At 33.2% G+C, this 25,877-nt stretch carries 32 protein-coding genes; 18 read left to right on the plus strand and 14 right to left on the minus strand.

Annotated features, from left to right (window positions below; genetic code table 11):
- Positions 1 to 122 precede the first annotated feature (122 nt).
- The 4 genes from K337_RS17340 (at position 123) to K337_RS19025 (ending at position 2,614) form a co-directional block, all read left to right on the plus strand.
- Positions 123 to 599: a pilin gene (locus K337_RS17340; protein ID WP_051251540.1), complete on the plus strand. Its 477-nt coding sequence runs from the start codon at positions 123 to 125 to the stop codon at positions 597 to 599.
- 266 nt (positions 600 to 865) lie between these two features.
- Positions 866 to 1,345 (plus strand): pilin, encoded by a 480-nt coding sequence (locus K337_RS19015; RefSeq protein WP_051251541.1) that lies wholly within the window; start codon positions 866 to 868, stop codon positions 1,343 to 1,345.
- A gap of 203 nt (positions 1,346 to 1,548) precedes the next feature.
- Positions 1,549 to 2,070, plus strand: coding sequence for a pilin (locus tag K337_RS19020; RefSeq protein ID WP_051251542.1), 522 nt, complete (start codon positions 1,549 to 1,551; stop codon positions 2,068 to 2,070).
- A gap of 22 nt (positions 2,071 to 2,092) precedes the next feature.
- Entirely contained in the window at positions 2,093 to 2,614 is a 522-nt protein-coding gene (locus K337_RS19025; RefSeq protein ID WP_051251543.1) for a pilin, read from the plus strand.
- A gap of 41 nt (positions 2,615 to 2,655) precedes the next feature.
- Here K337_RS19025 and gshAB read toward each other — a convergent pair whose 3' ends face one another.
- The 3 genes from gshAB to K337_RS0100155 form a co-directional block, all read right to left on the minus strand.
- The gene (gene gshAB, locus K337_RS0100145; RefSeq protein WP_028854816.1) at positions 2,656 to 4,983 is read right to left on the minus strand and encodes a bifunctional glutamate--cysteine ligase GshA/glutathione synthetase GshB; all 2,328 of its coding nucleotides are present in this window, start codon (positions 4,981 to 4,983) and stop codon (positions 2,656 to 2,658) included.
- Between the two features lie 65 nt (positions 4,984 to 5,048).
- Positions 5,049 to 6,404 (minus strand): MATE family efflux transporter, encoded by a 1,356-nt coding sequence (locus tag K337_RS0100150; RefSeq protein WP_028854817.1) that lies wholly within the window; start codon positions 6,402 to 6,404, stop codon positions 5,049 to 5,051.
- Between the two features lie 63 nt (positions 6,405 to 6,467).
- Positions 6,468 to 6,761, minus strand: a complete 294-nt coding sequence (locus tag K337_RS0100155; RefSeq protein WP_028854818.1) for an ArsR/SmtB family transcription factor — start codon at positions 6,759 to 6,761, stop codon at positions 6,468 to 6,470.
- Positions 6,762 to 6,981: 220 nt separating this feature from the next.
- Here K337_RS0100155 and K337_RS20230 point away from each other — a divergent pair, with 220 nt between their 5' ends.
- From K337_RS20230 to rplQ, 10 genes are all read left to right on the plus strand, one after another.
- On the plus strand, positions 6,982 to 7,092 hold the full coding sequence (locus tag K337_RS20230; protein ID WP_084140749.1) for a (2Fe-2S)-binding protein: 111 nt from the start codon (positions 6,982 to 6,984) through the stop codon (positions 7,090 to 7,092).
- Between the two features lie 219 nt (positions 7,093 to 7,311).
- Entirely contained in the window at positions 7,312 to 7,953 is a 642-nt protein-coding gene (locus tag K337_RS0100170; RefSeq protein WP_028854819.1) for an adenylate kinase, read from the plus strand.
- Between the two features lie 111 nt (positions 7,954 to 8,064).
- Positions 8,065 to 8,835 (plus strand): type I methionyl aminopeptidase, encoded by a 771-nt coding sequence (gene map, locus K337_RS0100175; RefSeq protein WP_037028984.1) that lies wholly within the window; start codon positions 8,065 to 8,067, stop codon positions 8,833 to 8,835.
- A gap of 195 nt (positions 8,836 to 9,030) precedes the next feature.
- Complete coding sequence (infA, locus tag K337_RS0100180) at positions 9,031 to 9,249, plus strand: translation initiation factor IF-1 (RefSeq protein WP_028854821.1); 219 nt, start codon at positions 9,031 to 9,033, stop codon at positions 9,247 to 9,249.
- A gap of 24 nt (positions 9,250 to 9,273) precedes the next feature.
- Positions 9,274 to 9,390, plus strand: a complete 117-nt coding sequence (gene rpmJ / locus K337_RS0100185; protein WP_028854822.1) for a 50S ribosomal protein L36 — start codon at positions 9,274 to 9,276, stop codon at positions 9,388 to 9,390.
- A 164-nt stretch (positions 9,391 to 9,554) separates the two neighbouring features.
- Positions 9,555 to 9,914, plus strand: coding sequence for a 30S ribosomal protein S13 (gene rpsM, locus K337_RS0100190; protein WP_028854823.1), 360 nt, complete (start codon positions 9,555 to 9,557; stop codon positions 9,912 to 9,914).
- Positions 9,915 to 9,966: 52 nt separating this feature from the next.
- Positions 9,967 to 10,359, plus strand: coding sequence for a 30S ribosomal protein S11 (gene rpsK, locus K337_RS0100195; protein WP_028854824.1), 393 nt, complete (start codon positions 9,967 to 9,969; stop codon positions 10,357 to 10,359).
- 81 nt (positions 10,360 to 10,440) lie between these two features.
- Positions 10,441 to 11,028 carry a 30S ribosomal protein S4 gene (gene rpsD, locus K337_RS0100200; RefSeq protein ID WP_028854825.1) on the plus strand — a complete coding sequence of 196 codons (588 nt, stop codon included), beginning with the start codon at positions 10,441 to 10,443 and terminating at the stop codon, positions 11,026 to 11,028.
- 40 nt (positions 11,029 to 11,068) lie between these two features.
- The gene (locus K337_RS0100205) at positions 11,069 to 12,049 is read left to right on the plus strand and encodes a DNA-directed RNA polymerase subunit alpha (RefSeq protein ID WP_028854826.1); all 981 of its coding nucleotides are present in this window, start codon (positions 11,069 to 11,071) and stop codon (positions 12,047 to 12,049) included.
- A 29-nt stretch (positions 12,050 to 12,078) separates the two neighbouring features.
- The gene (rplQ, locus tag K337_RS0100210) at positions 12,079 to 12,429 is read left to right on the plus strand and encodes a 50S ribosomal protein L17 (RefSeq protein ID WP_028854827.1); all 351 of its coding nucleotides are present in this window, start codon (positions 12,079 to 12,081) and stop codon (positions 12,427 to 12,429) included.
- A 97-nt stretch (positions 12,430 to 12,526) separates the two neighbouring features.
- Here rplQ and K337_RS0100215 read toward each other — a convergent pair whose 3' ends face one another.
- The 6 genes from K337_RS0100215 to K337_RS0100240 form a co-directional block, all read right to left on the minus strand.
- Positions 12,527 to 13,423 carry a DMT family transporter gene (locus K337_RS0100215; protein ID WP_028854828.1) on the minus strand — a complete coding sequence of 299 codons (897 nt, stop codon included), beginning with the start codon at positions 13,421 to 13,423 and terminating at the stop codon, positions 12,527 to 12,529.
- 14 nt (positions 13,424 to 13,437) lie between these two features.
- A complete protein-coding gene (gene pth, locus K337_RS0100220) occupies positions 13,438 to 14,007 on the minus strand; it encodes an aminoacyl-tRNA hydrolase (protein WP_028854829.1) in 570 nt (189 codons plus the stop codon).
- A gap of 171 nt (positions 14,008 to 14,178) precedes the next feature.
- On the minus strand, positions 14,179 to 15,300 hold the full coding sequence (locus K337_RS0100225; RefSeq protein WP_028854830.1) for a TetR/AcrR family transcriptional regulator: 1,122 nt from the start codon (positions 15,298 to 15,300) through the stop codon (positions 14,179 to 14,181).
- 129 nt (positions 15,301 to 15,429) lie between these two features.
- Positions 15,430 to 16,440 carry an electron transfer flavoprotein subunit alpha/FixB family protein gene (locus K337_RS0100230; protein ID WP_028854831.1) on the minus strand — a complete coding sequence of 337 codons (1,011 nt, stop codon included), beginning with the start codon at positions 16,438 to 16,440 and terminating at the stop codon, positions 15,430 to 15,432.
- Between the two features lie 12 nt (positions 16,441 to 16,452).
- Complete coding sequence (locus K337_RS0100235; protein WP_028854832.1) at positions 16,453 to 17,238, minus strand: electron transfer flavoprotein subunit beta/FixA family protein; 786 nt, start codon at positions 17,236 to 17,238, stop codon at positions 16,453 to 16,455.
- A 25-nt stretch (positions 17,239 to 17,263) separates the two neighbouring features.
- Entirely contained in the window at positions 17,264 to 18,409 is a 1,146-nt protein-coding gene (locus K337_RS0100240; RefSeq protein ID WP_028854833.1) for an acyl-CoA dehydrogenase, read from the minus strand.
- A 456-nt stretch (positions 18,410 to 18,865) separates the two neighbouring features.
- Between K337_RS0100240 and fabG the strand changes: the two genes are divergently transcribed.
- Positions 18,866 to 19,585 (plus strand): 3-oxoacyl-ACP reductase FabG, encoded by a 720-nt coding sequence (gene fabG, locus K337_RS0100245; RefSeq protein WP_028854834.1) that lies wholly within the window; start codon positions 18,866 to 18,868, stop codon positions 19,583 to 19,585.
- A 71-nt stretch (positions 19,586 to 19,656) separates the two neighbouring features.
- A complete protein-coding gene (locus tag K337_RS0100250) occupies positions 19,657 to 20,865 on the plus strand; it encodes an acetyl-CoA C-acetyltransferase (protein WP_028854835.1) in 1,209 nt (402 codons plus the stop codon).
- Between the two features lie 59 nt (positions 20,866 to 20,924).
- Here the strand turns inward: K337_RS0100250 and K337_RS0100255 are convergent, their stop codons facing one another.
- On the minus strand, positions 20,925 to 21,470 hold the full coding sequence (locus K337_RS0100255) for an outer membrane beta-barrel protein (protein ID WP_028854836.1): 546 nt from the start codon (positions 21,468 to 21,470) through the stop codon (positions 20,925 to 20,927).
- A 117-nt stretch (positions 21,471 to 21,587) separates the two neighbouring features.
- Positions 21,588 to 22,562: an NAD(P)/FAD-dependent oxidoreductase gene (locus K337_RS0100260; protein WP_028854837.1), complete on the minus strand. Its 975-nt coding sequence runs from the start codon at positions 22,560 to 22,562 to the stop codon at positions 21,588 to 21,590.
- Between the two features lie 152 nt (positions 22,563 to 22,714).
- On the opposite strand from K337_RS0100260, the gene K337_RS20445 reads away from it, so the two are divergent.
- Together K337_RS20445 and K337_RS0100270 are read left to right on the plus strand one after the other, a co-directional pair.
- A complete protein-coding gene (locus K337_RS20445; RefSeq protein WP_084140750.1) occupies positions 22,715 to 23,179 on the plus strand; it encodes an HU family DNA-binding protein in 465 nt (154 codons plus the stop codon).
- Positions 23,180 to 23,244: 65 nt separating this feature from the next.
- Positions 23,245 to 23,667 (plus strand): hypothetical protein, encoded by a 423-nt coding sequence (locus tag K337_RS0100270; RefSeq protein WP_028854839.1) that lies wholly within the window; start codon positions 23,245 to 23,247, stop codon positions 23,665 to 23,667.
- Positions 23,668 to 23,892: 225 nt separating this feature from the next.
- Here the strand turns inward: K337_RS0100270 and K337_RS0100275 are convergent, their stop codons facing one another.
- The 3 genes from K337_RS0100275 to K337_RS0100285 all read right to left on the minus strand — a co-directional run bounded on the left by K337_RS0100275 (position 23,893) and on the right by K337_RS0100285 (position 25,871).
- Entirely contained in the window at positions 23,893 to 24,135 is a 243-nt protein-coding gene (locus K337_RS0100275; RefSeq protein WP_028854840.1) for a hypothetical protein, read from the minus strand.
- A gap of 10 nt (positions 24,136 to 24,145) precedes the next feature.
- A complete protein-coding gene (locus K337_RS0100280; RefSeq protein ID WP_245584858.1) occupies positions 24,146 to 24,958 on the minus strand; it encodes an ATP-binding cassette domain-containing protein in 813 nt (270 codons plus the stop codon).
- A gap of 211 nt (positions 24,959 to 25,169) precedes the next feature.
- A complete protein-coding gene (locus K337_RS0100285) occupies positions 25,170 to 25,871 on the minus strand; it encodes a GTP-binding protein (protein ID WP_028854842.1) in 702 nt (233 codons plus the stop codon).
- Between the last annotated feature and the right edge of the window lie 6 nt (positions 25,872 to 25,877).

Consider the following 25,877-nt stretch of genomic DNA (forward strand, 5'->3'; position numbering starts at 1 on the left):
TTATGTATTAATATCTTATAAACTATAATAGGTATAATGATAAAAAATAAAAAAAGGATTTTTTATTTTTTGGGGTAAAATAGGTTAGAGTAAGGAAAAAATAAATTTTTGGAGGGATCGATATGAAAAGATTGAAAAAAGGATTTACACTGATTGAATTATTAGTAGTGATCGCAATAATCGGAATATTAGCAACAACATTGGCACCAAAGTTAAGAGAGCAGTTAGCAAAGGCTAAAGACTCGAAGGCCGTGGCACTATTAGGAGCCGCAAGAACAGCAGCGCAAGTTATTGTAGTGGATGAAATGATATCTAGTACAAGTAATGATGCTATAAATGTAACTGTAGATGAATTAAAAGCTAAATTAGATAAAAAATCAGGAGAGTTAATGAATGCAAATGCAGAAATAGCGATAGGAGGATCAAGACCTGGTTCTGGAGGAAAACTTGAATATGGTGGAACAGTTGCATTAGCAACATCAGGAACAGCAATAGGTACAGATTTTGATGTGACAGATGATGATGTATCTATAGAATTAGTTAACAAAAAAGCAGCAAATACTCATAGTACAGAAGATAAAGAGTGGGCAAAGTACTAAGCTCAAATATTGAATATGAAAAGGACTTGAATGAAAATTTTAGTCCTTTTTTTAATATCCTTTATTTTTTTTGGTTCATTATAACAGGGAGGATAAAAGATCTTAAATAGTTCAAATTTTGATAACTTTAAGAGAAATTTTAAGTTTTTTCTATAAAACTTACTCTAAAGGCTTATAGAGTCTTAAAAAATTAATAAAATAAAGGAAAATATTTTTTTTAAAGAAGATAATATATAATTATAATTTTAAATTAGGGAGGGGCTGAGATGAAAAAGTTGACGAAAGGATTTACACTGATTGAATTGTTGGTTGTTATAGCAATAATAGGGATTTTAGCTACGACATTGGCACCCAAATTAAGGGAGCAATTAGCTAAGGCCAAGGATTCCAAAGCAGTGGCATTATTGGGGGCCGCAAGAACAGCAGGTAATGTAATTTTACTGGATAAGATGGTTCAAGACACTTCTGGGTCAACTATAACTATAAGTCAAACTGAAATAGAAGCTAAGCTAGATGCAAAAACTGCCGATCTGTTAAATGTCGATTCGACAATAGCAATCGGTGGATCGAGAGCTGTGAATGTGACTGATAGTATAGTTTATGGAAAAACTGTTATATTAACTTCATCTGGAACGGCTATTTCATCTGGAGTTACTGCAGATAATGATAGCTTTACATTAAGTTTACAAAAAGGAACAGGGGCGGGGCTACTTAGTACAGAAGGAAAAGCTTGGTTAGATTACTAAAAAATAAGTTACATATATAAAGGGTTTGAGAAATATATTTCTCAAACCCTTTATTTTTCAGGAAATTAAAAAAATCTCATTAGAGATTTATACTAAAGTAGTATTTGAAGTTCAAAAATGAATTTTTACATCAAACCTTCTTTTTATTTAGAACTATTCATAGTATTATATTAAAGTAAGTATAATTATTATGGGGGATAAACATGGCAAAAATAAAAAAAGGATTTACATTGATTGAACTATTGATAGTAATAGCAATAATAGGAATTTTAGCTACAATACTGGCACCTAAATTAAGAGAGCAGCTAGCTAAGACAAAAGATACTAAAGCTATAGCACTGTTGGGGTCAGCCAGGACAACCACAGAGGTAATATTGGTGGAGAAAATTATAGTCGAAGATATTAATAAAAATGGTTATATCAGGATAAGTTTAAATGAGTTAAAAAATAAGTTAGATAAAAAATCCAATGAAATATTTGAAAATAAAGAGAATGGAAATATTCTTGTGGGCAGTGTTTTAGATAAAAATGATAAAATTCGTAATGACTGGACACTATATTTATTTGGAACAGATGATAAAAAATCAAATGATATCAAATTAAGAATTAATAAAAGTAGTTTGAGAATAAGCGGTGATGAAGTTCAATTGAGATTAATGGTTGGAAATAGTAAAAATATGAAGAAAGCTAAGAGTACAGAAGGAAAGCTATGGTCAGATTATTAAATAAAGCATTATGGGGGGAACTATGAATAAATCAAAGAATGGATTTACACTGATTGAACTATTAGTAGTGATAGCTATAATAGGAATTTTAGCCACTACATTGGCACCCAAATTAAGGGAGCAATTAGCTAAGGGAAAAGATGCAAAAGTAATAGCAGCTTTAGGAGCTGGAAGAACAGCTATAAATGTGATATCTTTTGAGAAGATGGTAAATGCCGATACAAATAGTATTACAATAACTTATGATGAATTTAGAGACAGGTTAGATAAAAAAAACAGGGAAATATTTAAAGAGGATGACGGGGATATATGGGTAGGAGGGTCAAGGAAGGATCCTAAAACAGATCCTGACTCTCCTATTAAATATAATATGAATTTAACTTTGTCTCATAAATATAAAAATGATGAGCAGGGGGAAAAATCATTCAATAAAACGACACCCATGGAAATAGATGACGATGAGGCGTTGTTATTTTTATCTCCAAGGGCAATTCCAAACGGATATGTTTACAGTATAGAGGGGAAAAAATGGATTGATTATTAAAAAAAAGGATTTGAAGCATTGGCCTCAAATCCTTTTACTTTTTAAAATCCTAAACTATCCAGGATCTTTTCTCCTAATTTTCTGTTTTCACCCTTATATGGGTAACAATGAATATGGATAGCCGGATTAAAGTTGATCTCGATTATCCCGTGATTACTGTCGTTTGGAAGTTCCTTGATATCTTTTATCATCATATCCACACCACAGATAGTGGCATCTGCAGCTTTAGCTGAATCTATGGCGATTTGCTTATATTCGTCCAAGATATCATCGGTGAAGTCAATGCTGTCTCCTCCGGTACTGATATTTGAATTTTCTCTAAGGTATATAGTTTCGTCTTTTTTTGGTATATAGTCAAAATTTAGATTTTGGCTTGCTAAAAATGTCTCCTCAGCCTCACCTAAATTTATCTTCTGTAGGGGTTTTTTGTAGCCCGTTCCCCTTAAAACGTCTTTATTCTTTTGTTCCACCAATGTTCTGATAGAATGTTTCTCATCTCCTACAACATTTGCTGGGACTCTATGTAGGATTCCTACGACTTTATCCTTTAACACAAAAATTCTATATTCCTTTCCTTCGATAAATTCCTCTATCAGGATAGAATCATCCTCTCCAAAGGCAAAATTCAGGGCATTTTCATAATCTGACAGAGTAAATTCTTTGGGAAGGATTGTTATTCCCAATCCAAAATTAGTGGAGTTCGGTTTAACGACTGTTTTAGTCCCCTGATATCTGTAAAAATCATCTACAGCATCCTGTGAGTTAGTATAATATCCTCCCTTAGGAACTTTTATCTTATTCTTCTCTAATATCTTTTTAGTCACCAATTTATTTTCCATGATTAGGACAGTGCTATATGAATCTAAGGAAGTTTTAGTAGCCTGGACTATATATTCTGTCTTTCCATTCTTAGTTAGCGAGATAAAGTTTTCCTTCCGATCCAGGATCTCAAATTTGATCCCTCTTTTAATGGCATCTTTTATTAAAATCTGGGTAGAAAGTTCCAAATCTTCATATCCTCTTAGGGAGAAGTTATCGATCTGACTTTCTTTATAATATTTTTTAGCTAAATTCAGGTTGAAATCTATAAAGCCTTCCTCTCTAATTCCTTTTTCGATCTGACTTGAAATAAGAAGATCGGTGTTGTGAAATGATTCCAAAGCTTCTCTGAGAGTATTTGTGTAATTTGAATTAGAAATCCCCAAGTTCTCTATAATTATTTCGATCTTTGAAATAATGTCTAATCCTAAATCCTTTAAAAATTTAAATTCTCCTCCATCAAATAATTCTAGATCCACCTTTCTACCATAGTGAGCTACAAGGTCATGATTTTTATTTCCTTCCCACATCTCTTTCTCTGTTAGGCTGTCCTCATCTGTAAATAGGCAGAACAATAAAAATAAGTGTACAAAGTATAATTGATCTATAGAAATTCCTGTTTTTATCATGGGATTAAGATCTAATAACCGAACTTCTAAATATTCAATTCCATCTTCTTCGATGGATTTTAATAAGTTTGTGTTGTCTTTAGCTTTTAATCTGATAGGGCTGTAGTATTCCTTTTCACTGATTAATTTCTCTTGAGAGATCAGTGTTTTGATATTCTCTACATATTCTGCTCTAGAATTATAAGAAATGTTGAACACTTCCTTATTTTTGTATCCACACATTCCATTTCTAAATGAGTTTCCTGAGGTATAAGAGAATGAATCAGGAGCTACTTCGTCCAGCATGTCCACACATTTTCTACTGTATGTACCGTGGATGCTTGGATTAGCTCCAAATAAGTATATAAGGATCCATCTGTATTTAAAGAAATTTCTCGAAATTTTTAAGTAGATCTCATCTTTGAATAATTTAAAATCAGAGTTCTTAGACTCTTTGTGTAATAGCTCTAAAAATTCATCTTTAAAGGAAAAATTATAGTGGATTCCCGATAAAAGCTGTTTTTGTTTACCATATTTTTGTGAGAGGTAATCTCTGTATTTTTGAGCCCGATTCCCTTCACAGGTTTCTTCAAATGTAGAAACGGGGATATCCTCTTCGTCTGGGAGTGATGGGGGAGTGCTTTGAGGCCAGAGATATTCGTCTTTTAACTCGAGACTCACAATATCGTGTAAACTATCTAAAAAATTATAAGTTTCCTCGATGGTATCCATAGAGGGAGTGATCATCTCTACCTGACTCTCGGAAAAATCAGTGGTAATATATGGATTTTTTAATTTATTCCCGAAAATATCAGGGTGTTTTGTCATAGCAAGGTGACCGCTGGAATCTACCCTAACATTTTCCTTTTCTATCCCAAAATTGCATTTGGTTAAAAATCTATTTAATTTTTTATCATTTATAATGTTTATCAATTTTTTCATTTCTACCCTCCCTCTTTTTTATACCATCTAGATTCTGATTGTTTTTTAATTAGTTGTGCTATTTTTTAATTCATGACTAAAGTTTTGTCCTCTTTAAATCTCTTTAAATGGATCATAAACCAAATTGGAAGAACTATTCCTTTGAGTATACTACTGATTGTAATACTCCACCAAATACCATTTAACTCTAATGCAGTAACAGATAACATGAGAGCCATAGGTATACGAGCTCCTGTAAGGATTATACTTACGATAGATGGAGGCAATGTTTTTCCGATACCCTGGAATCCTCCTACAGTGGTCATCTCAACTACCATAAATAGTTGGGATACTCCTAATATTCGCAGGTAATTAGCTCCTAAACTAACTATATAGTCATCCTGTAAAAATATTCTGAATATAGGTTCTGGAAAGACTATTAAGATAAAACTTACAAAGACTCCTAAAACAGAGATTATCCCAATGGCATTGAAATATCCTTTTTTTATCCGATCATATTTCTTAGCACCATAGTTTTGTCCTACAAAGGCAGCCAGCGCTCCTTGGAATCCACCTGCTGTAATCCATGAAATAGATTCTATCTGTACCCCTACTCTTTGTACAGCTATGGCATCTGCTCCCCAATTGGCTATAATCCTTGCGATAAACACAGAGAATCCTGTAAAAAGAATCCTTTGGGCAGCTATAGGTGTACCAATTTTAATAATATCTCTAGTTTTTTCCATATCATAGACAAATCCATGGGTAAATATTTGATAATGTTTCCTTAAATATATAAATAAGATTGTAGAAACTATCGTTTGGGCTAAGACTGTGGCTATAGCAGCTCCTACAACTCCTAACTTAGGGAAACCAAATAATCCAAAGATTAATATGGGATCTAAGATGATATTTAAGATAAGTCCGATACTGGTTATTAAAAATGGTGTTTTACTGTCTCCATGACCATTGAATATCCGGGTGAAAACCAAAGAAAGGGATGAAAAAAATATCCCAAAAGCTGTGATGGTCATATAATCTACTGCCATCTTTTCAATTGCTGGATTATTTAATTTGAAAAATCCTATAAGCTGGTACCTAGAGATCAAAATCATAACTATAAAGGCTGTAATAAGACCCATGGTGTTGATGATAGATGTTTCGGCGTAGGAGTTTGCTTTTTTATAATTTTTTTCTCCTACAGACTGGGATGTTCTGATCCCTGTTCCTATAAAGATAAGAGCTGTTATTGCAAATCCGAATTTCAGGAAAAATCCAGCTGTACCAACAGCAGCGACAGCACCATTCCCCAATCGACCAATCCAGATCATATCTATCATATTATATGCCATCTGAATCAACGACATCCCCATGATAGGCAGGGAAAGAAGGGTCAATTTATAGAGAATATTCCCCTCGGTTAAATCATATTTTTTTTTCATATTTCCTCCAAACTACCTCTCTATATCTCCTTAGTTAAGGAAAAGTTAGATGAGGATCGCTAGTTATAAAAGTTTTTTGATATAGTTGGTAGCTAGATCTTCACAGTTCCTCAAAAGATCGATAGTTTTATCATCTGATATACGATAGTGGGAATAGTTCCCTTCCTTTCTTTTAACAATCAGACCTGCATTACTGAGAATTTTTAGATGCTGAGATAGATTTGCCTGGGTAAATTCAGTATCATCTACTAATTTGCATACACAAAGTTCCCCATCTACTAATTTTTTTAAGATCTTTAATCTTAACGGGTGACCTAAAGCTTTGAATATTCGAGCTTGAAAATCAATGTTATTCATAAAATTCCTCCTTAAGTATTTAACTAAATAATTATTTGCTTATATATTAAGATATTTTAATCATAAAAGCAAGGAATATTTATTCGATTAAATTTTAGATTTTATTGTATATAGAATAGATGTATAATAAACTATTATTATCACAATAAAAAAAGGGGTGCAGGAGATGAAAATAGCATTTGTGTGTAACTAAAAAATAAAAACTCCTATAGAGAAAAAGATGTATGAATATATCTGTTATTGTGACAAGGTAACCAAAGAAGACATAGTTACTGCTGTATTTGGAGGTGCCAAAACTTTCAAGGAAGTTATAGAGGTGACAGGGCTATGAAAAATTCAAATTGTCAGGAAAATAACCCAAAAGGTGTATGCTGCAGTGCAGATATAATAGAAGTAATAAAAGAATACAGCCAAGGTAAAGTCAATTGATAAATTAGTAAAATAAAGGTAAGGTAAAAGTTGGGGAAGAGAAAATAAAGGGGTGTTAAAAATAACAGATATATAGTATAATGCCCTGTAAAATATAATAAATTTAAGGAGTGATTATTCAATGAATATCATGTTATTTGGAGCACCTGGTGCCGGTAAAGGTACGCAAGCAAAATTTCTAATAGAGAAATACGATATACCTCAAATCTCAACAGGAGATATCTTGAGAGCAGCTATAAAAGCTGGAACAGAGATGGGATTAGAAGCGAAGAAATTTATGGATGAAGGGAAGTTAGTACCTGATTCAACTATCATCGGAATAATAAGAGATAGATTAGCTGAAAAAGATTGTACAGAAGGATTTATCTTAGATGGATTCCCTAGAACAATACCTCAAGCAGAGGCATTAGAAAAGTTAATGGAAGATATGAAAATATCATTGGATAGAGTAATATCTCTAAATGTTCCTGATGATCTAATTGTAGATAGAATTACTGGAAGAAGAGTATGTCCTAAATGTGGAGCATCTTTCCATGTTGAGTTCAACGCTCCTAAAACTACAGATATCTGTGACTACTGTGGAGAAGCATTAATCATAAGAAAAGATGATACAGCTGAGACTGTTGTAAATAGATTAGCTTCATACCATGCTCAAACTGCACCATTATTTGATTTCTATACAACTAGAGGAGTAATGGCAGAAGTAGACGGAACAAAAGATGTTTCAGAAGTAAAGGAAGATATATTTAAAATATTAGGATAAAGTTATCTAAAAAAGGTGAGGTGGCTCACCTTTTTTATTAGATAGCAATTAAGAGTTAACTCTCATTTTATTATATTTAATATTTAAAGAAGAGAGTGCAAGGAGGATAAGATGTCAATAACAATTAAAACAAGAGAAGAGATAGAAAAGATAAAGGCAGCAAACCAAATAATTGCTAGATTATACAATGAAATATTACCTAGTAAGATAGTCCCAGGAGTATCAACAAATGAGCTAAATGTAATTATAGAAGATTATATTAGAAGCCAAGGGGCAATTCCTGCAACTATAGGTGTAGGAGGACCACAAAATGCTTATCCAGCAGGTTCTTGTTTATCTGTAAACGAAGAGGTAGTGCACGGGATTCCTGGAAACAGAATCTTACAAGAGGGAGATATAATCAGTGTTGACACTGTAACTAACCTAGATGGTTATTATGGAGATTCGGCTATTACATTTCCTGTAGGAGAGATCGATGAGGAGTCTAAAAAGTTATTAGAAGTAACGAAGGAAGCTTTAGAAATAGGAATTGAACAATGTTATGCTGGAAACAGATTAGGAGATTTAGGAAACGCAATTGAAGCTCACGTAAAGAAAAATAAATTTACAGTAGTAAGAGATTTTTGCGGCCACGGAGTAGGGCATTCTATGCATGAAGATCCTATGGTAATGAATTTTGGTAGAAAAGGCAGAGGAATAAAACTAGAAGAAGGAATGGTAATCGCTATAGAGCCTATGGTGAATTCAGGATCTTATAAGGTAGGAATTCTAGATGATGGTTGGACGGCTGTAACTAAGGATGGAAAAAGAAGTGCACATTTCGAACATTCAGTGGCTATTGTAGATGGAAAACCACTAGTTTTAAGTAGATATGAAAAATAAATTTTTGATTACAAATATTAGATCTAACCTAGTAAAATAGAGTTTTTGAACAATATAGCAACAGAACTGTAGAACAATATTTTTATCTTTGTTGGAAACTAAAAAAAATAGAGCAAAACAAAAATAAAAAGTAGACTTCTTGTGTGACTTATGATATAATAATTCGGTATTAACAATAAGTTTCGAGGAGGAAGTATGGCGAAACAAGACGTAATAGAATTAGAAGGAGTAATACTTGAAACGTTACCTAATGCTATGTTTAAAGTAGAATTAGAGAACGGACATGTGATTTTAGGTCACATATCAGGAAAGATGAGAATGCATTACATTAGAATCTTACCTGGAGATAAGGTATTAGTTCAAGTTTCACCTTATGATTTATCAAGAGGGAGAATTGTTTACAGAAAAAAATAATTTTTTTGTGAGAGGAGGTTTCAAATGAAAGTAAGAGCATCAGTAAAGCCTATTTGCGATAAGTGTAAAGTCATCAAAAGACACGGAAAGATCAGAGTAATCTGTAAATCTAATCCTAAGCACAAGCAAGTTCAAGGGTAATTGAAAGCAACACACATTTGAAAAACGCGTACTGTAAAGATATGTTGACCCGTAGGGGCGGTACTTTTGGGTGAAAATTCGGAGTAATCAAAAGGCATGTCGAGGAAAGTGTTTAGCTGGTTATTATACCAAGCGATATATAAAGTAAACGAGGAGGAAAATACGTGGCAAGAGTAGCAGGAGTAGATATCCCTAGAAATAAGAGAATCGTAATCGCATTAACTTATGTCTTTGGAATCGGACAAACAACTTCAGAAAGAGTTTTAACGGAAGCTGGAATCAGTTTTGATGTTAGAGTTAAAGATATGACTGAAGAAGAATTAAACAAGATCAGAGCTATAGTTGACGGAATTAAAGTTGAGGGTGACTTAAGAAAAGACATCAGACTTGATATCAAGAGATTATTAGACATCAGATGTTACAGAGGTTCTAGACATAGAGCAAACTTACCTGTAAGAGGGCAAAAGTCTAAAACTAATGCAAGAACTGTTAAAGGACCAAAGAAAGCAGTTAATAAGAAATAATAATAATAATAAATCTAATTATATAGAAAAATTTAAGTAAGGAGGAGTTAACTTGGCTAAGAAAAGAGGCGCAGTTAAAACTAAGAAGAAATTAAAGAATATTCCTTTAGGAATAGCTCATATACATTCAACTTTTAACAACACTATCATCGCTATCACAGATACTGAAGGAAGAGTTGTAGCTTGGAAATCTGGAGGAACTTCAGGATTCAAGAATACTAAAAAAGGAACTCCATTCGCAGCTCAAATAGCAGCGGAAGAAGTAGCTAAAGCAGCTATGGAGCATGGAATGAAAAAGGTAGAAGTAAGAGTGAAGGGACCTGGTTCTGGAAGAGAAGCTACTATCAGATCATTACAAGCAGCTGGATTAGAAGTATCAAAAATTGTTGATGCTACACCAGTTCCACATAATGGATGTAGACCACCTAAAAAGAGAAGAGTGTAGTTCACTTATTCAAAATTATCGTAGATAAAACGAATTCTGATTATCGGAGTTAAAATAAGAAATAAAGGAGGATATAGGTCAATGGCAATTAATAGACAGCCTGTATTAAAGAGATGTAGAGCTCTTGGATTGGATCCAATAGTTTTAGGTATAAATAAAAAATCAAACAGAGGTCCTAGACCAAATGCAAATCAAAAACCAACTGAATATGCTATTCAATTAAGAGAGAAGCAAAAAGCGAAATTCGTATATGCTGTAATGGAAAAGCAATTCAGAAAGTTATATGAAGAAGCATCAAGAAAAGACGGAGTAACTGGTCTTAACTTAATTCAATATTTAGAGAGAAGATTAGAAAATGTAGTATACAGAATGGGGTTTGTTTCAACTAGAAGACAAGCTAGACAAATTGTATCTCATGGACATGTTTCTGTAAATGGAAGAAAAGTAAATATCGCGTCTTACAGAGTTAAAGCTGGAGATGTTGTAGCAGTTATAGAAAATTCAAAAAATGTTGAGCTTATCAAATCTGCAATTGAGGAAGCTAACGCTCCTTCATGGATTGAATTAGATAAAGCTAACTTTGCTGGAAAAATCTTACAAAACCCTACAAAAGACGATATGGACTTCGAATTAAATGAAGCATTAATCGTAGAATTCTACTCAAGATAATAAGTTTTGAGAGCACAAAATTTTATGTAGGAGTGATTCAATGTTAAAGATCGAAAAATTAGCAAGAAATATAAACATTACAGAAGAAAAAACTAGTGAATTTGGTGGAAGCTATGTAGTGGAGCCATTATATAGAGGTTATGGGAATACGATTGGTAATGCACTTAGAAGAGTGTTATTATCATCTATTCCAGGAACAGCTATTAAAGGTGTAAGAATTGACGGTGTTTTAAATGAATTTTCTACTATGGAAGGCGTTAAAGAAGCTGTAACTGATATTGTCCTTAATGTTAAGGAGATTATCGTTAAAGCCGATGAGCCTGGTGAGAAAAAAATGACATTATCAATAGAAGGGCCAAGAGTTGTTACAGCTGCTGACATCATTCCTGATGCTGGTATCGAAGTAATAAATCCTGATCATGTTATCTGTACAGTTACGACTGACAGAAAAGTAGATATGGAATTTATTGTTGATACTGGAGAAGGTTTTGTAGTTGCAGATGAGATTGACAACACAGACTGGTCTGTAGAGTATATCGCAGTTGATGCAATATATACTCCAATCAAAAAAGTTTCTTACGCTGTAGAAGATACTATGGTAGGAAGACAAACTGATTTTGATAAATTAACATTAAATGTTGCAACTGATGGAAGTGTTGAAATCAGAGATGCAATTTCATATGCAGTTGAGCTTTTAAGTTTCCACTTGAACCCATTCCTAGAGATTGGTGACAGAATGGATAGCTTAAGAGACCAAGATGAAGAAGAGTTAAATGATGAGCCTGCAACAGCTGTTGTTGAAAACAATGTAGCAGGAACTAAAATTGAGGAGTTAGATCTTACTGTAAGATCATTCAATTGTCTTAAAAAGGCTGGAATTGAAGATGTTGGTCAACTTTCTGAGATGGGATTAACTGAATTGTTAAAGATCAAGAACTTAGGAAGAAAATCATTAGATGAAATTTTAGACAAAATGAGAGAATTAGGATTTGACTTACAGGGTAACAATACCTCTAATTAATCTTATAAGCAAAGGAGGCTAGCTTAAAAATGAATCATAATAAATCATATAGAAAGTTAGGTAGAAGATCAGACCATAGAAAAGCTATGTTAATGAACTTAACTATCTCTTTAATAAATGAAGAAAGAATAGAAACAACTGTAACTAGAGCAAAGGAATTAAGAAAGTTTGCTGAAAGAATGGTTACTTTAGGTAAAAAAGGAGACTTAGCGTCAAGAAGAAGAGCACTTGCATTCTTAAGAGACAAAGATACTGTAGCAAAGTTATTTGCTGAAGTAGCTCCTAAGTACACTGAAAGAAAAGGTGGATATACTAGAATTATGAAAACTGGTATCAGAAGAGGAGACTCTTCACCAATGGCAATAATCGAATTAGTATAATTCAATTATAAATAGTTAGATCACTATGTGATCTAACTATTTTTTTATCTAAAAATATTAAGAAATAAAAAAGGAGAAGCTGATTGCTTCTCCTTTACTATTTTTTTGAAAATTTATGATTTACTATGAGTGCTCCAAAGACACATCCCATTCCAATAAATGAGATAAGGTTAGGAGATTCATTGGGTAAGATGCTCCAACTGATAATTGCTCCTGAAACAGGAACAAAGAACTTAAACATATTTAATTCTGATACTTTAACTCCATCTACCTGGATTAAGAAAAACCAGATAGAGAAAGCTACAGCTGAGACCAATGCCAGCCAAACTAAAGCTATATAAAAATTAACTGGCTGGTTCAATTGAATTTCTCCTTCGAAAACTCTTCCCATTCCCAAAAGGATAAGTCCTCCCCATAACATTTGATTGGTAGTTAGAAATACTCCTGAAATTCCTTTTTTTATCTGGGCTACCTTTATATTGGCAAAACTAGTAAGGGTAGAATTAGCTAAAAGCAGCAGAATTCCAAAAACTTCCTTCTGTCCAACTGGTGTAAGAGGTTTGGAGTTCACCATGATAACAACTATTCCTGTCAATCCTAGTAATATACTCAAACCTTTGTATCTATCCATTTTGTCATCAGCCATGGTAAAGTGAGTCATAACAGCTGTGATAAGCGGCCCCGATCCAATAACGATAGCAGCAGTAGCTCCTCCTACATAACTCATGGCTATATAGTAAAGTGCATATCCCACAGCAGTATTGAGAAAAACGACATATGTGATTACCTTTCTATGGAGAAACAGCTGGCTAAAACTATCTCTTTTCCAGGCAAAAGGGATCAAGATAAGTCCTGCTAAGGTAAATCTGAGCCCTGCAAATGTAAATGGTTTTGGCATATATTCAAATCCGATCTTAACTCCTGCAAATGCAGTGGACCAGAGTAGGCAGGCGAAGATGGCTAATCCTGCAATATATTTTTTTTGTAATTTCATTAAATACTCCTAGATTATTTTCTATTAAATTTTTCGATAACTCTGTCGATACTTTTGGCAGTAATCATAGATTTAGCTGCTTTAGAAGCAGTTTCTATAAGAGGTTCGATTTCCTCAGTTCTATCTTTTTTACTAAATGTATCTAAAACAAAGTTTATAACTTCCTCAGTCCTTTTAGGTTTTCCGATTCCGCATTTTATCCTGATAAACTCCTCTCCAAGGTGGGAAATAATAGATTTAACTCCGTTATGTCCACCGGCTCTTCCTTTTTTCTTGATTTTAAGTTTACCCAGTGTAATGTCCATGTCATCATAGATAACTATAAGATCTTCGACAGGATCCAGTTTATAGAATTTTACTACCTCTCTGATTGAATCTCCACTGAGGTTCATAAATGTCATAGGTTTGAGTAGAAAAACCTTTTCCCCATCGACAGTAGCTTCTCCAAGATCACCATTAAACTTATCTCTAAAGTTAGTTACTCCTAATTCTTCTGCTAAATAATCGATTACATCGAATCCGATATTATGTCTTGTCTTATCATACTTACTTCCTGGGTTTCCCAGTCCTACTATTAATTTCATTCTTTTGTTCTCCTTCGTTTTTTAAATTATTATTTTTAGACACAGAGATTACAGAGCTTTAAATCAGAGATTCATAGAATTTTTTTCTGTGTAATTCTGAATTTTACTCTTTGTAAACTCAGTGACTGAATTTTACTTCTTTTATTTATATGGTTAATGTTAACATCTTAATTATTCTGCCAATCCATTTGCAAAGTACCCTTTCATCGCTTTTAAAAATTCACCTTTATCTTTGATATTCTGTGTGAAGAAAAATTCTATTCCCATATAATGAGCCACTCCTAATAGAACAGATGATATTATTCTCTTTTCCTCAAAGTTATAGGGAAGATCTTCCATGGTTTTTATATAAAGTTCATCCAAGGAATGGTTATAATCTATAACCATATCTTCAGCTATAAATTCAGACCTTCTTAAGAGCTCATATTTATGAGGTGATCGACCATAAAATTCCAGCAATAGATAGAGAAATAGTATATGGGTCTCATTTTCAGAAAAATTATTCTGAATATTGTCTTTTAGAAAATGGAGAGTTGTTCTCTTTAAATTTTCAACAATCTCCCTCAAAAATATCTCTTTATTTTCATAGAAGTGGTAAAAGCTTCCTACACCTATCTGAGCTTCTCCAGCAATATCATTTATGGTAACTTTATAATAATTTGTCTCGCCAAAAAGTTTTTCTCCAACTTCTAAAAGTTTGTGTTTTTTATTGCCACTATTGAACAAAACTCTCAAATAAAAATCCATATCTTCAAAAGTTTCTACTTTTAGATCACTCTCATTAAAAAAACCATGGAGTAAGATCCGAGCTAAAAACTTTTCATCTATCTCGAGGCCTCTTTTTACAAAATTAACATTGATATATCTTATACCTGACATTATGAAAAGGTATTCTAACTCCTTTAGTTCTCTTCCATAAACAGTTTTTAGTGCTTCTATATAAACTTTTCTGAGTTTTTGTTCATACTCTATAAATTTATACTGTCCTTCACGATAAACCCTAATAAGGGGAAATTCTTTCTTGGTTATATCAAAGTTTAAAAGGATAAAATTTTCCATTCTAGCTTGAAGATTATCTCCTTCGATACTTTTAAATTGTTCTTCTATTCTGTTACTGGTTTCTTCCAAAAGATATGTGAATAACTCCTCCTTATTTCTAAAATAGTTATATATTATACCATTTGAAATTTTTGCATTTTTACAGATTTGAGCTATTGAAACTTTTCCATATGAATCTTTTGAAAAAAGATCAATGGCTGAATCTATAATTTTCTGTTTAGTCTTTTTTTTCATATTTCCTCCAATAGCGATTTATTTTATTACCAATTAATACTTACATATTCTCTCTATTATAACACGAAAGAAAAGACCATAAACAATTAATTTTGTCCATGGTCTTTTTCCTTCATGCTAAGTGTTTGATTATGCTTTTTTTTCAGCTAATTTACTGATTTCATTGTTTAAAAGTGGTAAGATTTTATTAACGTCTCCCACAATACCAAGGTCTGCATTATTGAATATAGGAGCTCCCTTGTCTTTGTTTATAGCTATAATATATTCAGATTCTTCCATCCCGGCAATATGCTGGATAGCTCCAGAAATTCCCAATGCAAAGTAGATATCCGGTCTAACTGTTTTTCCAGTCTGTCCTACTTGTCTATCGTGACCCATAACTCCTAAGTCTACCATGGCACGAGAACTAGAAACTGTAGCACCGATATTGTCAGCTAATTTCTCTAAGTTCTTAAAGTTTTCAGCTGTTCCAACACCACGACCACCTGAAACTAAGACATGTGCATCTTCAATTTTTACTAATTCTTTAGCTTCCTTTACCTCTTCAATAAGTCTTACTTTGAACTTACTTTCATCAAAGTTTACACCAAATTCTATGATTTCTCCAGTTCTAGTGTTGTCTACAGCTAATTTCTGCATTACTCCAGGTCTAACACTAGACATCTGTGGTCTATGATCTGGGCAGACAATAGTTGCCATTAAGTTTCCACCGAAAGCAGGACGTGTCATAAGTAATTCTCTTTCTTCTGAGATCTCAAGAGATGTACAGTCTGCTGTAAGTCCTGTAGATAATCTAGCAGATACTCTAGGAGCCAGGTCTCTTCCTGTAGAAGTAGCACCGATTAAAATTATGTTTGGCTTTTCAAATTTTGAGATAGCATCAAGTGCCTGGGCATATGGTTCAGTTAAATATCTATCTAATTGAGGATGATCTACATAGATTACCCTATCTGCTCCATGAGAAATAAGATCCTGACACTGATCTTTAATCTCATTTCCTAAAAATACTGCTACTAATTCCTCTTCTAATGTATCGGCAAGCCCTCTACCTCTACCTAATAGTTCGAGGGAAACGTTTTGAATCTCCCTAGATTTTTGTTCTATAAATACATATACGCCTTTATATTCGTTTAAATTCATAGTTCCCCCTACCTATATAATGAAATTTTCTTTTAATTTGTCTACAATAATTGTAACAGCTTCTTGTGGTGTAACTTCATGAATTTTACCAGCTGTTTTTGCTCCCTTAGTAAATGATTTTTTTACCTTTGTAGGAGAACCAGCAAGTCCAAGAACTTCTAAGTCGATATCGATCATACTAGTATCCCAAACCTCTATTTTTTTCTCTCTAACTGCCTCTATTATTTTAGACACAGACATATATCTTGGGTTGTTAGCTTCAGATAATATAGTAAGAACACAAGGAGTTTCTGCTTCTAATAGTTGGTAACCATCTTCTACTCCCCTTTTAACTCTAACTAAATTTTCACCTACGATATCCATCTCTTTTACATATGACATTTGAGGTAATCCTAAATGTTCTGCTAATTGCGGACCAACCTGTGCTGTGTCTCCATCAATAGCCTGTCTTCCTGTGATTACTACATCAAAATCTAATTTTTTTAGTGCACCAGCTAAAGCATTTGAAGTTGCTAATGAATCTGCTCCTGCAAATTTTCTATCTGTTAATAATATTCCTTTATCTACACCCATTGAAAAAGCTTCTTTAAGAACTTGTTCTGCTTGGGGAGGTCCCATTGTGATTGCTGTGATATGTGCTCCATGAAGATCTTTTAGTTTTAGAGCTTCCTCTAAACCTGCTTTATCATCTGGATTTATAATACTAGGAACGCCATCTCTAATCAATGTTCCCTTGATTGGATCTAATCTGATTTCTGTGGTATCTGGTACCTGTTTTATACAAACTACTATATTCATAAAATCCCCCATTTTTATATTTTAATTATTTTAATAAACTTCCTGCTATTACCATTTTTTGAACTTCAGAAGTTCCCTCATATATCTCAGTTATCTTGGCATCTCTCATCATTCTTTCTACAGGATAGTCTCTCGTATAACCATATCCTCCATGAAGTTGAACAGCTTTTGTAGTTACTTCCATAGCTGTTTCAGCAGCAAATAATTTTGCCATGGCAGCTTCTACAGAATATCTTTCTTTTTTATCTTTTTTTGCAGCAGCTTTTCTTACTAATAATCTAGAAGCTTCTACTTTTGTATCCATATCAGCCAATTGGAATTGAGTGTTTTGGAATTTAGAAATTGTTCTTCCAAATTGAGCTCTTTCCTTTACATATTTTACAGTTTCATCCAATGCACCTTGAGCAATTCCAAGTGCTTGAGAAGCTATACCGATACGTCCACCATCAAGGGTCATCATAGCTATTTTAAATCCTTTTCCAACAGCTCCTAATAGATTTTCTTTAGGGATTCTGCAATCTTCAAATATAAGTTCGCATGTAGCTGAGGCTTTTATTCCTAATTTTTTCTCTTTCTTTCCAATACTGAATCCATCTCTATCTGCTTCTACAATAAATGCAGTGATTCCCTTTAATCCTTTAGATTTATCGGTCATAGCAAATATAACATAAACATGTGCATACCCGGCATTGGTAATAAATATCTTAGAACCATTAAGTACCCACTCATTAGTTTCTTCATCTAAATAGGCAGTAGTCTGTTGTCCAGCAGCATCAGTTCCTGCATTTGGTTCAGTTAATCCAAATGCTCCAAGCCATTCACCGCTACACATCTTAGGTAAATATCTTTGTTTTTGTTCCTCTGTACCAAATTCATAGATAGGAGCCATTCCAAGTGATGTATGTGCAGATATAATTACACCTGTAGTTCCACAAGCTTTAGAAAGTTCTTCTACTACCATAGAATACATTAGGTTATCTCCACCTTCTCCACCATATTCTTTAGCGATAGGAATACCGAAAAGTCCTAATTTTCTCATTTTTTCCACTGTTTCAACTGGAAATCTTTCCTCTTCATCGATCTCACCAGCTATAGGTTTAACTTCTCTCTCTGTGAACTCACTGATCATCTTTTCCAATATTTTGTATTCTTCGTTCAATCCAAAATTCAATTTATGCCCCCCTTTTGTTACAAAAAGTTATTTTTTTCACTTTTATTATAAAAAAATTATTTATTACTAAGTTTATATAACTTTTTATTGCTGATGTCAATATTTTTTTTGAAAAAAAGTTATTTTTTTGAATAGTCACTCATTAAAAGTTGGGAGGTATGTTTTATGGAATAAAATTATTAATTTATAATATTTCGTTATAGTGTAAATAAAAATAGTTTATATGTACTATTTAATTACAGTTATATGTACTTTTTCAAAAGTTTTATTGTTGACTAAGTTGGAAAATGGTGGTAATATTCTATTGTTTATTGAATTAGTTCTCAAAAAAGAAAAGAAGCGTATGTATTCTTAATTATAGAATGGTTCCAGAAAAAAGTATTGTAAAATGTTTATAAAGTAGGAAAACTATAGTATATATTAGTGTTGAAGAAAAATTAAAAGAGGGGGTAAAAAATGAGATTAGAAGGAAAAGTGTGTGTAGTAACTGGTGGAGCTAATGGAATAGGTGCTGAAATGTCTAAATTATTTGCTAAAAATGGAGCAAAGGTAATAGCGGCAGATATGGGAGACTTAACTTATGCAGCAGAAAATGTTGAGGGATACAAACTTAATGTGACTGATCCAAAAGGTTGTGAGACATTATTTAATTTTGTATTGGAAAAATATGGAAAGATAGATGTTTTAGTAAATAATGCAGGGATAACTAGAGATGCACTTACTCATAAGATTACGGATGACATGTGGAATATGGTAATAGATGTTAATTTAAAAGGGGTATTTAATTTAACTAAATTTGTAGGACCTCACATGATGACTACAGGATCAGGATCTATAATCAATATTTCATCGGTAGTAGGAGAGTTTGGAAATGTAGGTCAGGCTAACTATGCAGCTACTAAGGCAGGAGTTATTGGTCTGACTAAAACATGGGCAAAAGAATTTGCTAGAAAAGGTGCAGCAGTAAGGGTAAATGCAATAGCTCCAGGCTATGTAATGACAGATATATTAAAGACTGTTCCTCAAGACTTATTGGATAAATTTGCTAAAAAAACAATGTTAGGTAGATTAGGTCAACCAGAAGAAGTAGCAAAGGTAGCATTATTTTTAGCAAGTGATGATGCCAGTTATGTAACTGGTCATACTCTCAGCACAAATGGTGGAATGAGATTATAGGTAAAAAAAAATGAAAAGTAGTTATAAAATTCACTTTATAGCTAGTGGGAATTTTTATAAGGGGTGTTGATATGTCAAAGGTATATATAGTTTCAGCTAAGAGAACTGCAGTAGGTGGATTTATGGGAAGTTTAAGTGGTCTAAAAGCCGCACAATTAGGCGGAACAGTTATAAAAAATATAATTGAAGAAACTAAGATAGATCCTAAAAATATAGATGAAGTAATCTTGGGGAATGTACTTTCAGCTGGACAGGGACAGGGAGTAGGGAGACAGGCTGCTATAGATGGTGGAGTTCCAGTAGAGGTTCCAGCATACACAGTGAATATAATCTGTGGAAGCGGGATGAAAACTGTAATGTTAGCATATAATGCTATAAAATCTGGGGAAGCTAATTTGATAATGGCTGGAGGAGTAGAATCTATGTCTACAGCACCATACTTAATTCCTGAATCGGCTAGATCTGGGCATAGAATGGGAGATTTTAAAACTATAGATCATATGGTTTTTGATGCTCTTACGGATGCTTTCAAAGGATACCATATGGGAGTGACAGCTGAAAACATAGCCGAGAAATACAATTTATCTAAAGAATCTCAAGATGCCTTTGCTATAGAATCTCAAAAAAGAGCTATAGCTGCTGTAGACAGTGGTAGATTTAAAGATGAGATCGTACCTATTGAGGTAAAGTCTAGAAGGGAAACTATAGTTTTTGATACCGATGAACATCCAAATAGAAAAACAAGTTTAGAAAAATTAGGAAAATTAAAAACTATCTTTAAAAAAGATGGAACAGTTACAGCAGGGAATGCTTCAGGAATAAATGATGGAGCCAGTGTGATGTTGGTGGCTTCAGAGGAAGCAGTAAAAAAATATAACTTGACTCCTTTGGTTGAGATAGTGGCCACTGGACAGGGCGGAGTGGACCCGTCTATTATGGGGATGGGACCAGTTCCTGCTGTAAATAATGCTTTAAAAAAAGCTGGGATGACGCTAAAAGAGATGGAATTATTAGAATTAAATGAAGCTTTTGCAGCACAATCTCTTGGTGTGATGACAGAATTAACCAGACAATATGATGTGACTCTAGATTGGTTTAGTGATAAAACTAATGTAAATGGAGGAGCTATAGCTTTGGGACATCCTGTAGGAGCAAGTGGGAATAGGATTACCACAACTCTTATTCATGAGATGAAAAAAAGAGAGGTAAACTTTGGTCTGGCATCCCTTTGTATCGGTGGAGGAATGGGAACAGCGGTAATCTTAAAAAATGTAAAATAAACTTTTGATTAAAAAAGGTAGTTAACCAGTATTTTACTGGTTAACTACCTTTTTGTTTTTTATCTAAATCTATAACCAATTCCAAATGTCCATCTAGAATAATCATAGTTTGTTTTATGTACCTTAGAATGGGTGTCTTGATATGAAACTTCCAATACTACTCCATCATTTTCTACTCCGCCACCAAGGGCATAGTATAATCCATCTTTAGGAGTGTGATCTCCTCCATCTTTCATATTAAATGAGTAACCTAAATTAGCTTTAAGGAAAGTTTCCCAAGAAGAGTCCCCTAAATATCCAATTTTATATTTTAACGCACCATAAACTGGGACAGATTTGAATAAAGGATCATTTGCATTTTTATTTTCTTGGTTAATCTGGTATGCGATACCTGCACCTAGATATAGGTTGTCATTTACAGAGTTCATGATCTCCGCTGCAAAATCTACTCCTACACCAGAAGTTTTCTCTTTGTAAACAGTGCTGGAGTTATCATGGTTATACGTACCAAAACCATTTAATCCGATTCTTGTTTCTATATACTTGTCTGCCATAGCTGTAGTAGCAGTTCCTACTAACAGTCCTATCAATAATAATTTTTTCATACTCCACCTCTTTAAATAAATTTAAATATGATTATGACCCATATATTCAATAGGTCATAAAACATTAATGTATTTTAATACGGTTTAGACTATAATACAACTAAAATTATAGATATATTAGTTAAATTTTTCTTCTACATATTTCTCACTGACTACAGCAGCTATAGCACCATCAGCAGAAGCAGTTATAACCTGATATAATAATTTTTCTCTGCAGTCACCTGTAGCATATACACCTTCTAAATTATCTCCAGTAGAAGAAAGTTTTACATTTAGAGTTTTTTCATCTGTAATCAAGAATCCACCAGGATTAACTACCAGTTTGTCTTTGAGTAATTCAGTGTTTGGAACATTTCCAACTAGAACAAATACGCCGATTGGCTTATCTCCTCCGCTATGTTCTGTGATTTCTCCAGTTATCTTATTCTTTAAAACGATACTTTCAAGACCTCTAATAGGATCTCCCTTCATTTCTTCTACTACAGTATCCCAAAAAAAGTTTATTTTTTCGTTTTTAAATGCCTTTTCTTGGATAGATTTGGCAGCTCTTAACTTATCTCTTCTATGAACTATATTTACTTTTTTAGCGAACTTAGTTAAGAAGATAGCTTCCTCTACTGCGGTATCTCCACCACCGATGACAAAGACCTCTAAATCTCTTACGAAAAACCCATCACAGGTAGCACAATATGAAACTCCTCTACCAGTATATTCTTTTTCTCCGGGGGCACCAACTAATCTAGGAGATGCTCCAGTAGCTAGGATAATAGATTTGGATTTATAAATTGTTCCTGATTCTCCAGTTAGAGTTTTTATATTGGATTCTAAATCAAGATCGATGATAGTATCAGTCTTAAATTCACATCCAAAATTTACAGCTTGGTTTTTCATCCTCATTGTAAGTTCTGTGCCTGATTCAGATATCATTCCTCCGGGATAATTTTCTATTTCAGATGTCGTGGAAATTTGACCTCCTACAAGCATGTTTTTCTCTATTATTAGTGTTTTCATCATTCCTCTGGCACCATAAAGACCGGCAGATAGACCAGCAGGACCAGCACCTAATATAATTAAATCATATAAATTTTCCATAAAATTCCTCCTAAAACATTAGTATTACGTAATATAACTATATACTTATTTTACTGAAATAACAACTAATAAATTATTTTTATTTTTCCCTTGCAATTGAGTAAAATGGAGGTATAATTGTATTAAAATATAAAAAAATGGAGGATGAACCTATGAAGGAAAAAATTTTAAAGTTGTTAGTTAAATCTGAGCCACTAAAGACTGGGGATATCGCTAAGATTTTGAAGGTTGACAGTAAGGAAGTTACCAAAGCTCTAAAAGCCTTGAAAAAGGAAGAAAAAATTATTTCTCCTAAAAGGTGTTTCTACACAGTTGAAAAAGTGGAAGAGAAGTTAGTTGTAAATAAAAAAGAATTTATTTCTCTTTATAAAGAAAAGGGAACTTTTAAAACTAAAGTGGAAGCCGAAACAAATTTAAATGCCTTCATGGATCTTATAGGAGAGTTGCTAACTTCTGGAAAAGAAGTGAATTTTACAGGGTGGGGAAAGTTTAAGGTGGCTGAAAGAGAAGAAAGAAAAGGAAGAAATCCTCAAACTGGAAAAGAGATCACTATTGCTGCAAAAAAATTAATTAAATTTAAATCAGGAAAAAAATTAGATGAGAAAGTGAATAATTAATTCAAAAAGATAAAGCGAAATAGTTCTAAGTGTTTTACTATAGATGTAAAATAAGGAGGGGTTATATGAGTAAAATTAAAGTGAATAGTGTACAGGATGTAAGAACAGAATTGTTATCTGGGTTAAAAGATGATATAAAGATCAGGACTAGAAATATAAAAGTAAGGTATGAAGATGGGACTACAAGGGTTGTAAGACATCTTCCAATAGAAGCTTTTTTACAAATTTCAGAAGATGAGAAGTTTTTAAAAACTTCTAAAATAGTTGACTTTTATGTGATGCGTGAAGATGCAGATTTAATAGTGTTTTTAGATGGTAGTATGGATGTATCCGCTTATGACTCGGTTTCTTATAAATCGTTAAAAGAGTTAAATGATAGAGATGTAGTTAAAACTATAGTTATAAAAAATGGAGAAGAATTAACTGAGGAATATAAAGAAAAAATTAAAAAGAGATTGAAAAAAGTTGTGATAAAACAGGTTGAATAATGAAAAAGGGTTCGGAAAATTTTATTTTTTCTAAACCCTTTTTTATTTGATAAGATGATTTTTGGTTTTAGATAAACTTCAATTATTTGCTCAAATTTTCAATAAGTAAGTAATGAACTCAATTTTAAAAATACCATTAATTGTTGCAACACGTTATAAAAAACAATGAAAAAGATGGAACGATATCGTTCCATCTCTAGTGTTTAATGCTTCTATAGAAAAAAATTAGTAATTTTTTCCTGCTGCCATAATATTGTTGATATCAAAAGCATGACAAGGAGTTACTGCATATACCATACCACAGTGAGGGCAAGTATATTCCATAGTTACCATTGTTATTTCCTCGTTGCATTCGTGGCACTTAAAAACTGCTGGGATAGGCATAGATTGTTGACTGAATCCCATCATTCTTACCTTATCAACTACTTGTTTTCCATTTTCAAAACTTCCATTACATCCATCGTGCATATTTTCCCTCCTAATTTTTTATTATTTCAAAGTTTGCTTCTAATTCTTGGCCATATCTAAGTTTAGTTCTCATTCCTTGGATAACTTCATCCAAAGACTCTAATTTGTGTAAGATAGCTTTTTCTTCGGTTGTTATCTCCATAACTTTATCGATTCCACCATTACTGATGATGATTCTTTTGTCCCCCATAAGAGCCAGGATAGGGTCATGGGTAGCCATAAGAACTATCTTTTCTTCTCCTACTAATAGATCCAGTGCTTTCTTTCTGTCGATACCGGCATTTTCTATCTCATCTATAAGTACAATTGGTGATTTACTTAAGATAGCAACGTCAGCAATCATAAGAGCTCTAGATTGACCACCACTAAGACTGGTGATAGGAGTATCTAAAGAGAATTTTTCTCCAGCTAGTTCATTGGCTTTATTAAATATTTTCTCTATAATTTCTTTTTCGTTTTCTACCATTCTACTTTTGGCGTGGAGTTCGACAAACTCTTCTACACTAAGGTCCATGACAAAGTTCATATTTTGTGACAGTTGTGCTACTAACTTGTTGTTGCTGGAAAATCTACTTTGAATATCCATAGCTTTACCGTCGATAAGAACAGTTCTATTTGTAGGAGTATCAGCGTTAGCTCCCCATTCAATATCGGCTAATAATCTACTTTTTCCACTTCCAGTAGGACCAACGATGGCTATTATCTCACCTTTATTTATAGTTAATTCGTTAAAAGTTTCCGCTTCCTTATATTTGTTAAATCCAGGCTTTAGAGTGATGCTTTGAACACCTTTATCCTCTTCGACTCCTAAAAAATCTATCATTTGATTGGTGAAAATGATAAATGAATCGACTAGTTCATTTGGGATGATCGCTTTTTCTTCTAAAACCTCTGGATCTAAAAGATTAAGATGTGTAATAAGTGTAGTATCTTTAGCATCGTCTAAATCGATAAGGTGATCGGTCAAAAAATCTTCGATGAAAGGGTATAGATCAAGTAATTCTGCAACGGTTTTATTATCTACTGTATTTTTATTAATCATTGTTATCCTCCAAATTTATTTTTCTGACGTTACCCATTTGATGTTCTTCACCTATTCTAGTCTCTCCTAAACAATAAGAACATAGAGCAGAAGGCATAGAGAATCTCAATTTTTTTCCTTTTAAAGTTTTTAACTCTTCGTCTTTACTATAGATAAGAGTTGAAAATTCATATGCACCCTGGCCGGTTAATCCGTTGACATGCATAGTTGTGGCTCTAGGATTTACAGATGTAACTCTAGACATAAATACTTCCCTTTCAGCTTGAGATACTATATCTCCCTTTGTGATTACAACAATGTCTGCTGTTTTTAACATAGGTCCGATTTTTTTAGGGGTATTAATTCCACTTAGATTGTCGATAACACAGATGGCTTTTATATCTTGGATATAAGGTGAACATCTGTTACATAATCCGGCACTCTCTGTGATAAGAAGGTCTAGCCCTTGCTTTATTCCCCACTGAGTTACTTCCTCTATATTACTTACGAAATAGTGGTCGGGACAAAGTGATGCAGATAATCCTTTTTTTACAGGGACACCAATTTTTTCATATAATATATCGTCATCGGTGTATAAACAGTCGAATTTTACGACTCCTACTTTGACACCTCTAGATTTTAAATTTTCTATTGTTTTTATAATTAAAGCTGTTTTCCCTGATGAAGGGGGTCCAGATACTGTTATTAAATTCATGATTTA

Source organism: Psychrilyobacter atlanticus DSM 19335 (assembly GCF_000426625.1).
Lineage (GTDB): Bacteria > Fusobacteriota > Fusobacteriia > Fusobacteriales > Fusobacteriaceae > Psychrilyobacter > Psychrilyobacter atlanticus.

Coding starts and splice junctions, on each gene's coding strand:
- K337_RS17340 (WP_051251540.1), top strand. CDS start 123: ATGAAAAGATTGAAAAAAGGATTTACACTGATTGAATTATTAGTAGTG.
- K337_RS19015 (WP_051251541.1), top strand. CDS start 866: ATGAAAAAGTTGACGAAAGGATTTACACTGATTGAATTGTTGGTTGTT.
- K337_RS19020 (WP_051251542.1), top strand. CDS start 1,549: ATGGCAAAAATAAAAAAAGGATTTACATTGATTGAACTATTGATAGTA.
- K337_RS19025 (WP_051251543.1), top strand. CDS start 2,093: ATGAATAAATCAAAGAATGGATTTACACTGATTGAACTATTAGTAGTG.
- gshAB (WP_028854816.1), bottom strand. CDS start 4,983: ATGAAAAAATTGATAAACATTATAAATGATAAAAAATTAAATAGATTT.
- K337_RS0100150 (WP_028854817.1), bottom strand. CDS start 6,404: ATGAAAAAAAAATATGATTTAACCGAGGGGAATATTCTCTATAAATTG.
- K337_RS0100155 (WP_028854818.1), bottom strand. CDS start 6,761: ATGAATAACATTGATTTTCAAGCTCGAATATTCAAAGCTTTAGGTCAC.
- K337_RS20230 (WP_084140749.1), top strand. CDS start 6,982: ATGTATGAATATATCTGTTATTGTGACAAGGTAACCAAAGAAGACATA.
- K337_RS0100170 (WP_028854819.1), top strand. CDS start 7,312: ATGAATATCATGTTATTTGGAGCACCTGGTGCCGGTAAAGGTACGCAA.
- map (WP_037028984.1), top strand. CDS start 8,065: ATGTCAATAACAATTAAAACAAGAGAAGAGATAGAAAAGATAAAGGCA.
- infA (WP_028854821.1), top strand. CDS start 9,031: ATGGCGAAACAAGACGTAATAGAATTAGAAGGAGTAATACTTGAAACG.
- rpmJ (WP_028854822.1), top strand. CDS start 9,274: ATGAAAGTAAGAGCATCAGTAAAGCCTATTTGCGATAAGTGTAAAGTC.
- rpsD (WP_028854825.1), top strand. CDS start 10,441: ATGGCAATTAATAGACAGCCTGTATTAAAGAGATGTAGAGCTCTTGGA.
- K337_RS0100205 (WP_028854826.1), top strand. CDS start 11,069: ATGTTAAAGATCGAAAAATTAGCAAGAAATATAAACATTACAGAAGAA.
- rplQ (WP_028854827.1), top strand. CDS start 12,079: ATGAATCATAATAAATCATATAGAAAGTTAGGTAGAAGATCAGACCAT.
- K337_RS0100215 (WP_028854828.1), bottom strand. CDS start 13,423: ATGAAATTACAAAAAAAATATATTGCAGGATTAGCCATCTTCGCCTGC.
- pth (WP_028854829.1), bottom strand. CDS start 14,007: ATGAAATTAATAGTAGGACTGGGAAACCCAGGAAGTAAGTATGATAAG.
- K337_RS0100225 (WP_028854830.1), bottom strand. CDS start 15,300: ATGAAAAAAAAGACTAAACAGAAAATTATAGATTCAGCCATTGATCTT.
- K337_RS0100230 (WP_028854831.1), bottom strand. CDS start 16,440: ATGAATTTAAACGAATATAAAGGCGTATATGTATTTATAGAACAAAAA.
- K337_RS0100235 (WP_028854832.1), bottom strand. CDS start 17,238: ATGAATATAGTAGTTTGTATAAAACAGGTACCAGATACCACAGAAATC.
- fabG (WP_028854834.1), top strand. CDS start 18,866: ATGAGATTAGAAGGAAAAGTGTGTGTAGTAACTGGTGGAGCTAATGGA.
- K337_RS0100250 (WP_028854835.1), top strand. CDS start 19,657: ATGTCAAAGGTATATATAGTTTCAGCTAAGAGAACTGCAGTAGGTGGA.
- K337_RS0100255 (WP_028854836.1), bottom strand. CDS start 21,470: ATGAAAAAATTATTATTGATAGGACTGTTAGTAGGAACTGCTACTACA.
- K337_RS0100260 (WP_028854837.1), bottom strand. CDS start 22,562: ATGGAAAATTTATATGATTTAATTATATTAGGTGCTGGTCCTGCTGGT.
- K337_RS20445 (WP_084140750.1), top strand. CDS start 22,715: ATGAAGGAAAAAATTTTAAAGTTGTTAGTTAAATCTGAGCCACTAAAG.
- K337_RS0100270 (WP_028854839.1), top strand. CDS start 23,245: ATGAGTAAAATTAAAGTGAATAGTGTACAGGATGTAAGAACAGAATTG.
- K337_RS0100275 (WP_028854840.1), bottom strand. CDS start 24,135: ATGCACGATGGATGTAATGGAAGTTTTGAAAATGGAAAACAAGTAGTT.
- K337_RS0100280 (WP_245584858.1), bottom strand. CDS start 24,958: ATGATAGATTTTTTAGGAGTCGAAGAGGATAAAGGTGTTCAAAGCATC.
- K337_RS0100285 (WP_028854842.1), bottom strand. CDS start 25,871: ATGAATTTAATAACAGTATCTGGACCCCCTTCATCAGGGAAAACAGCT.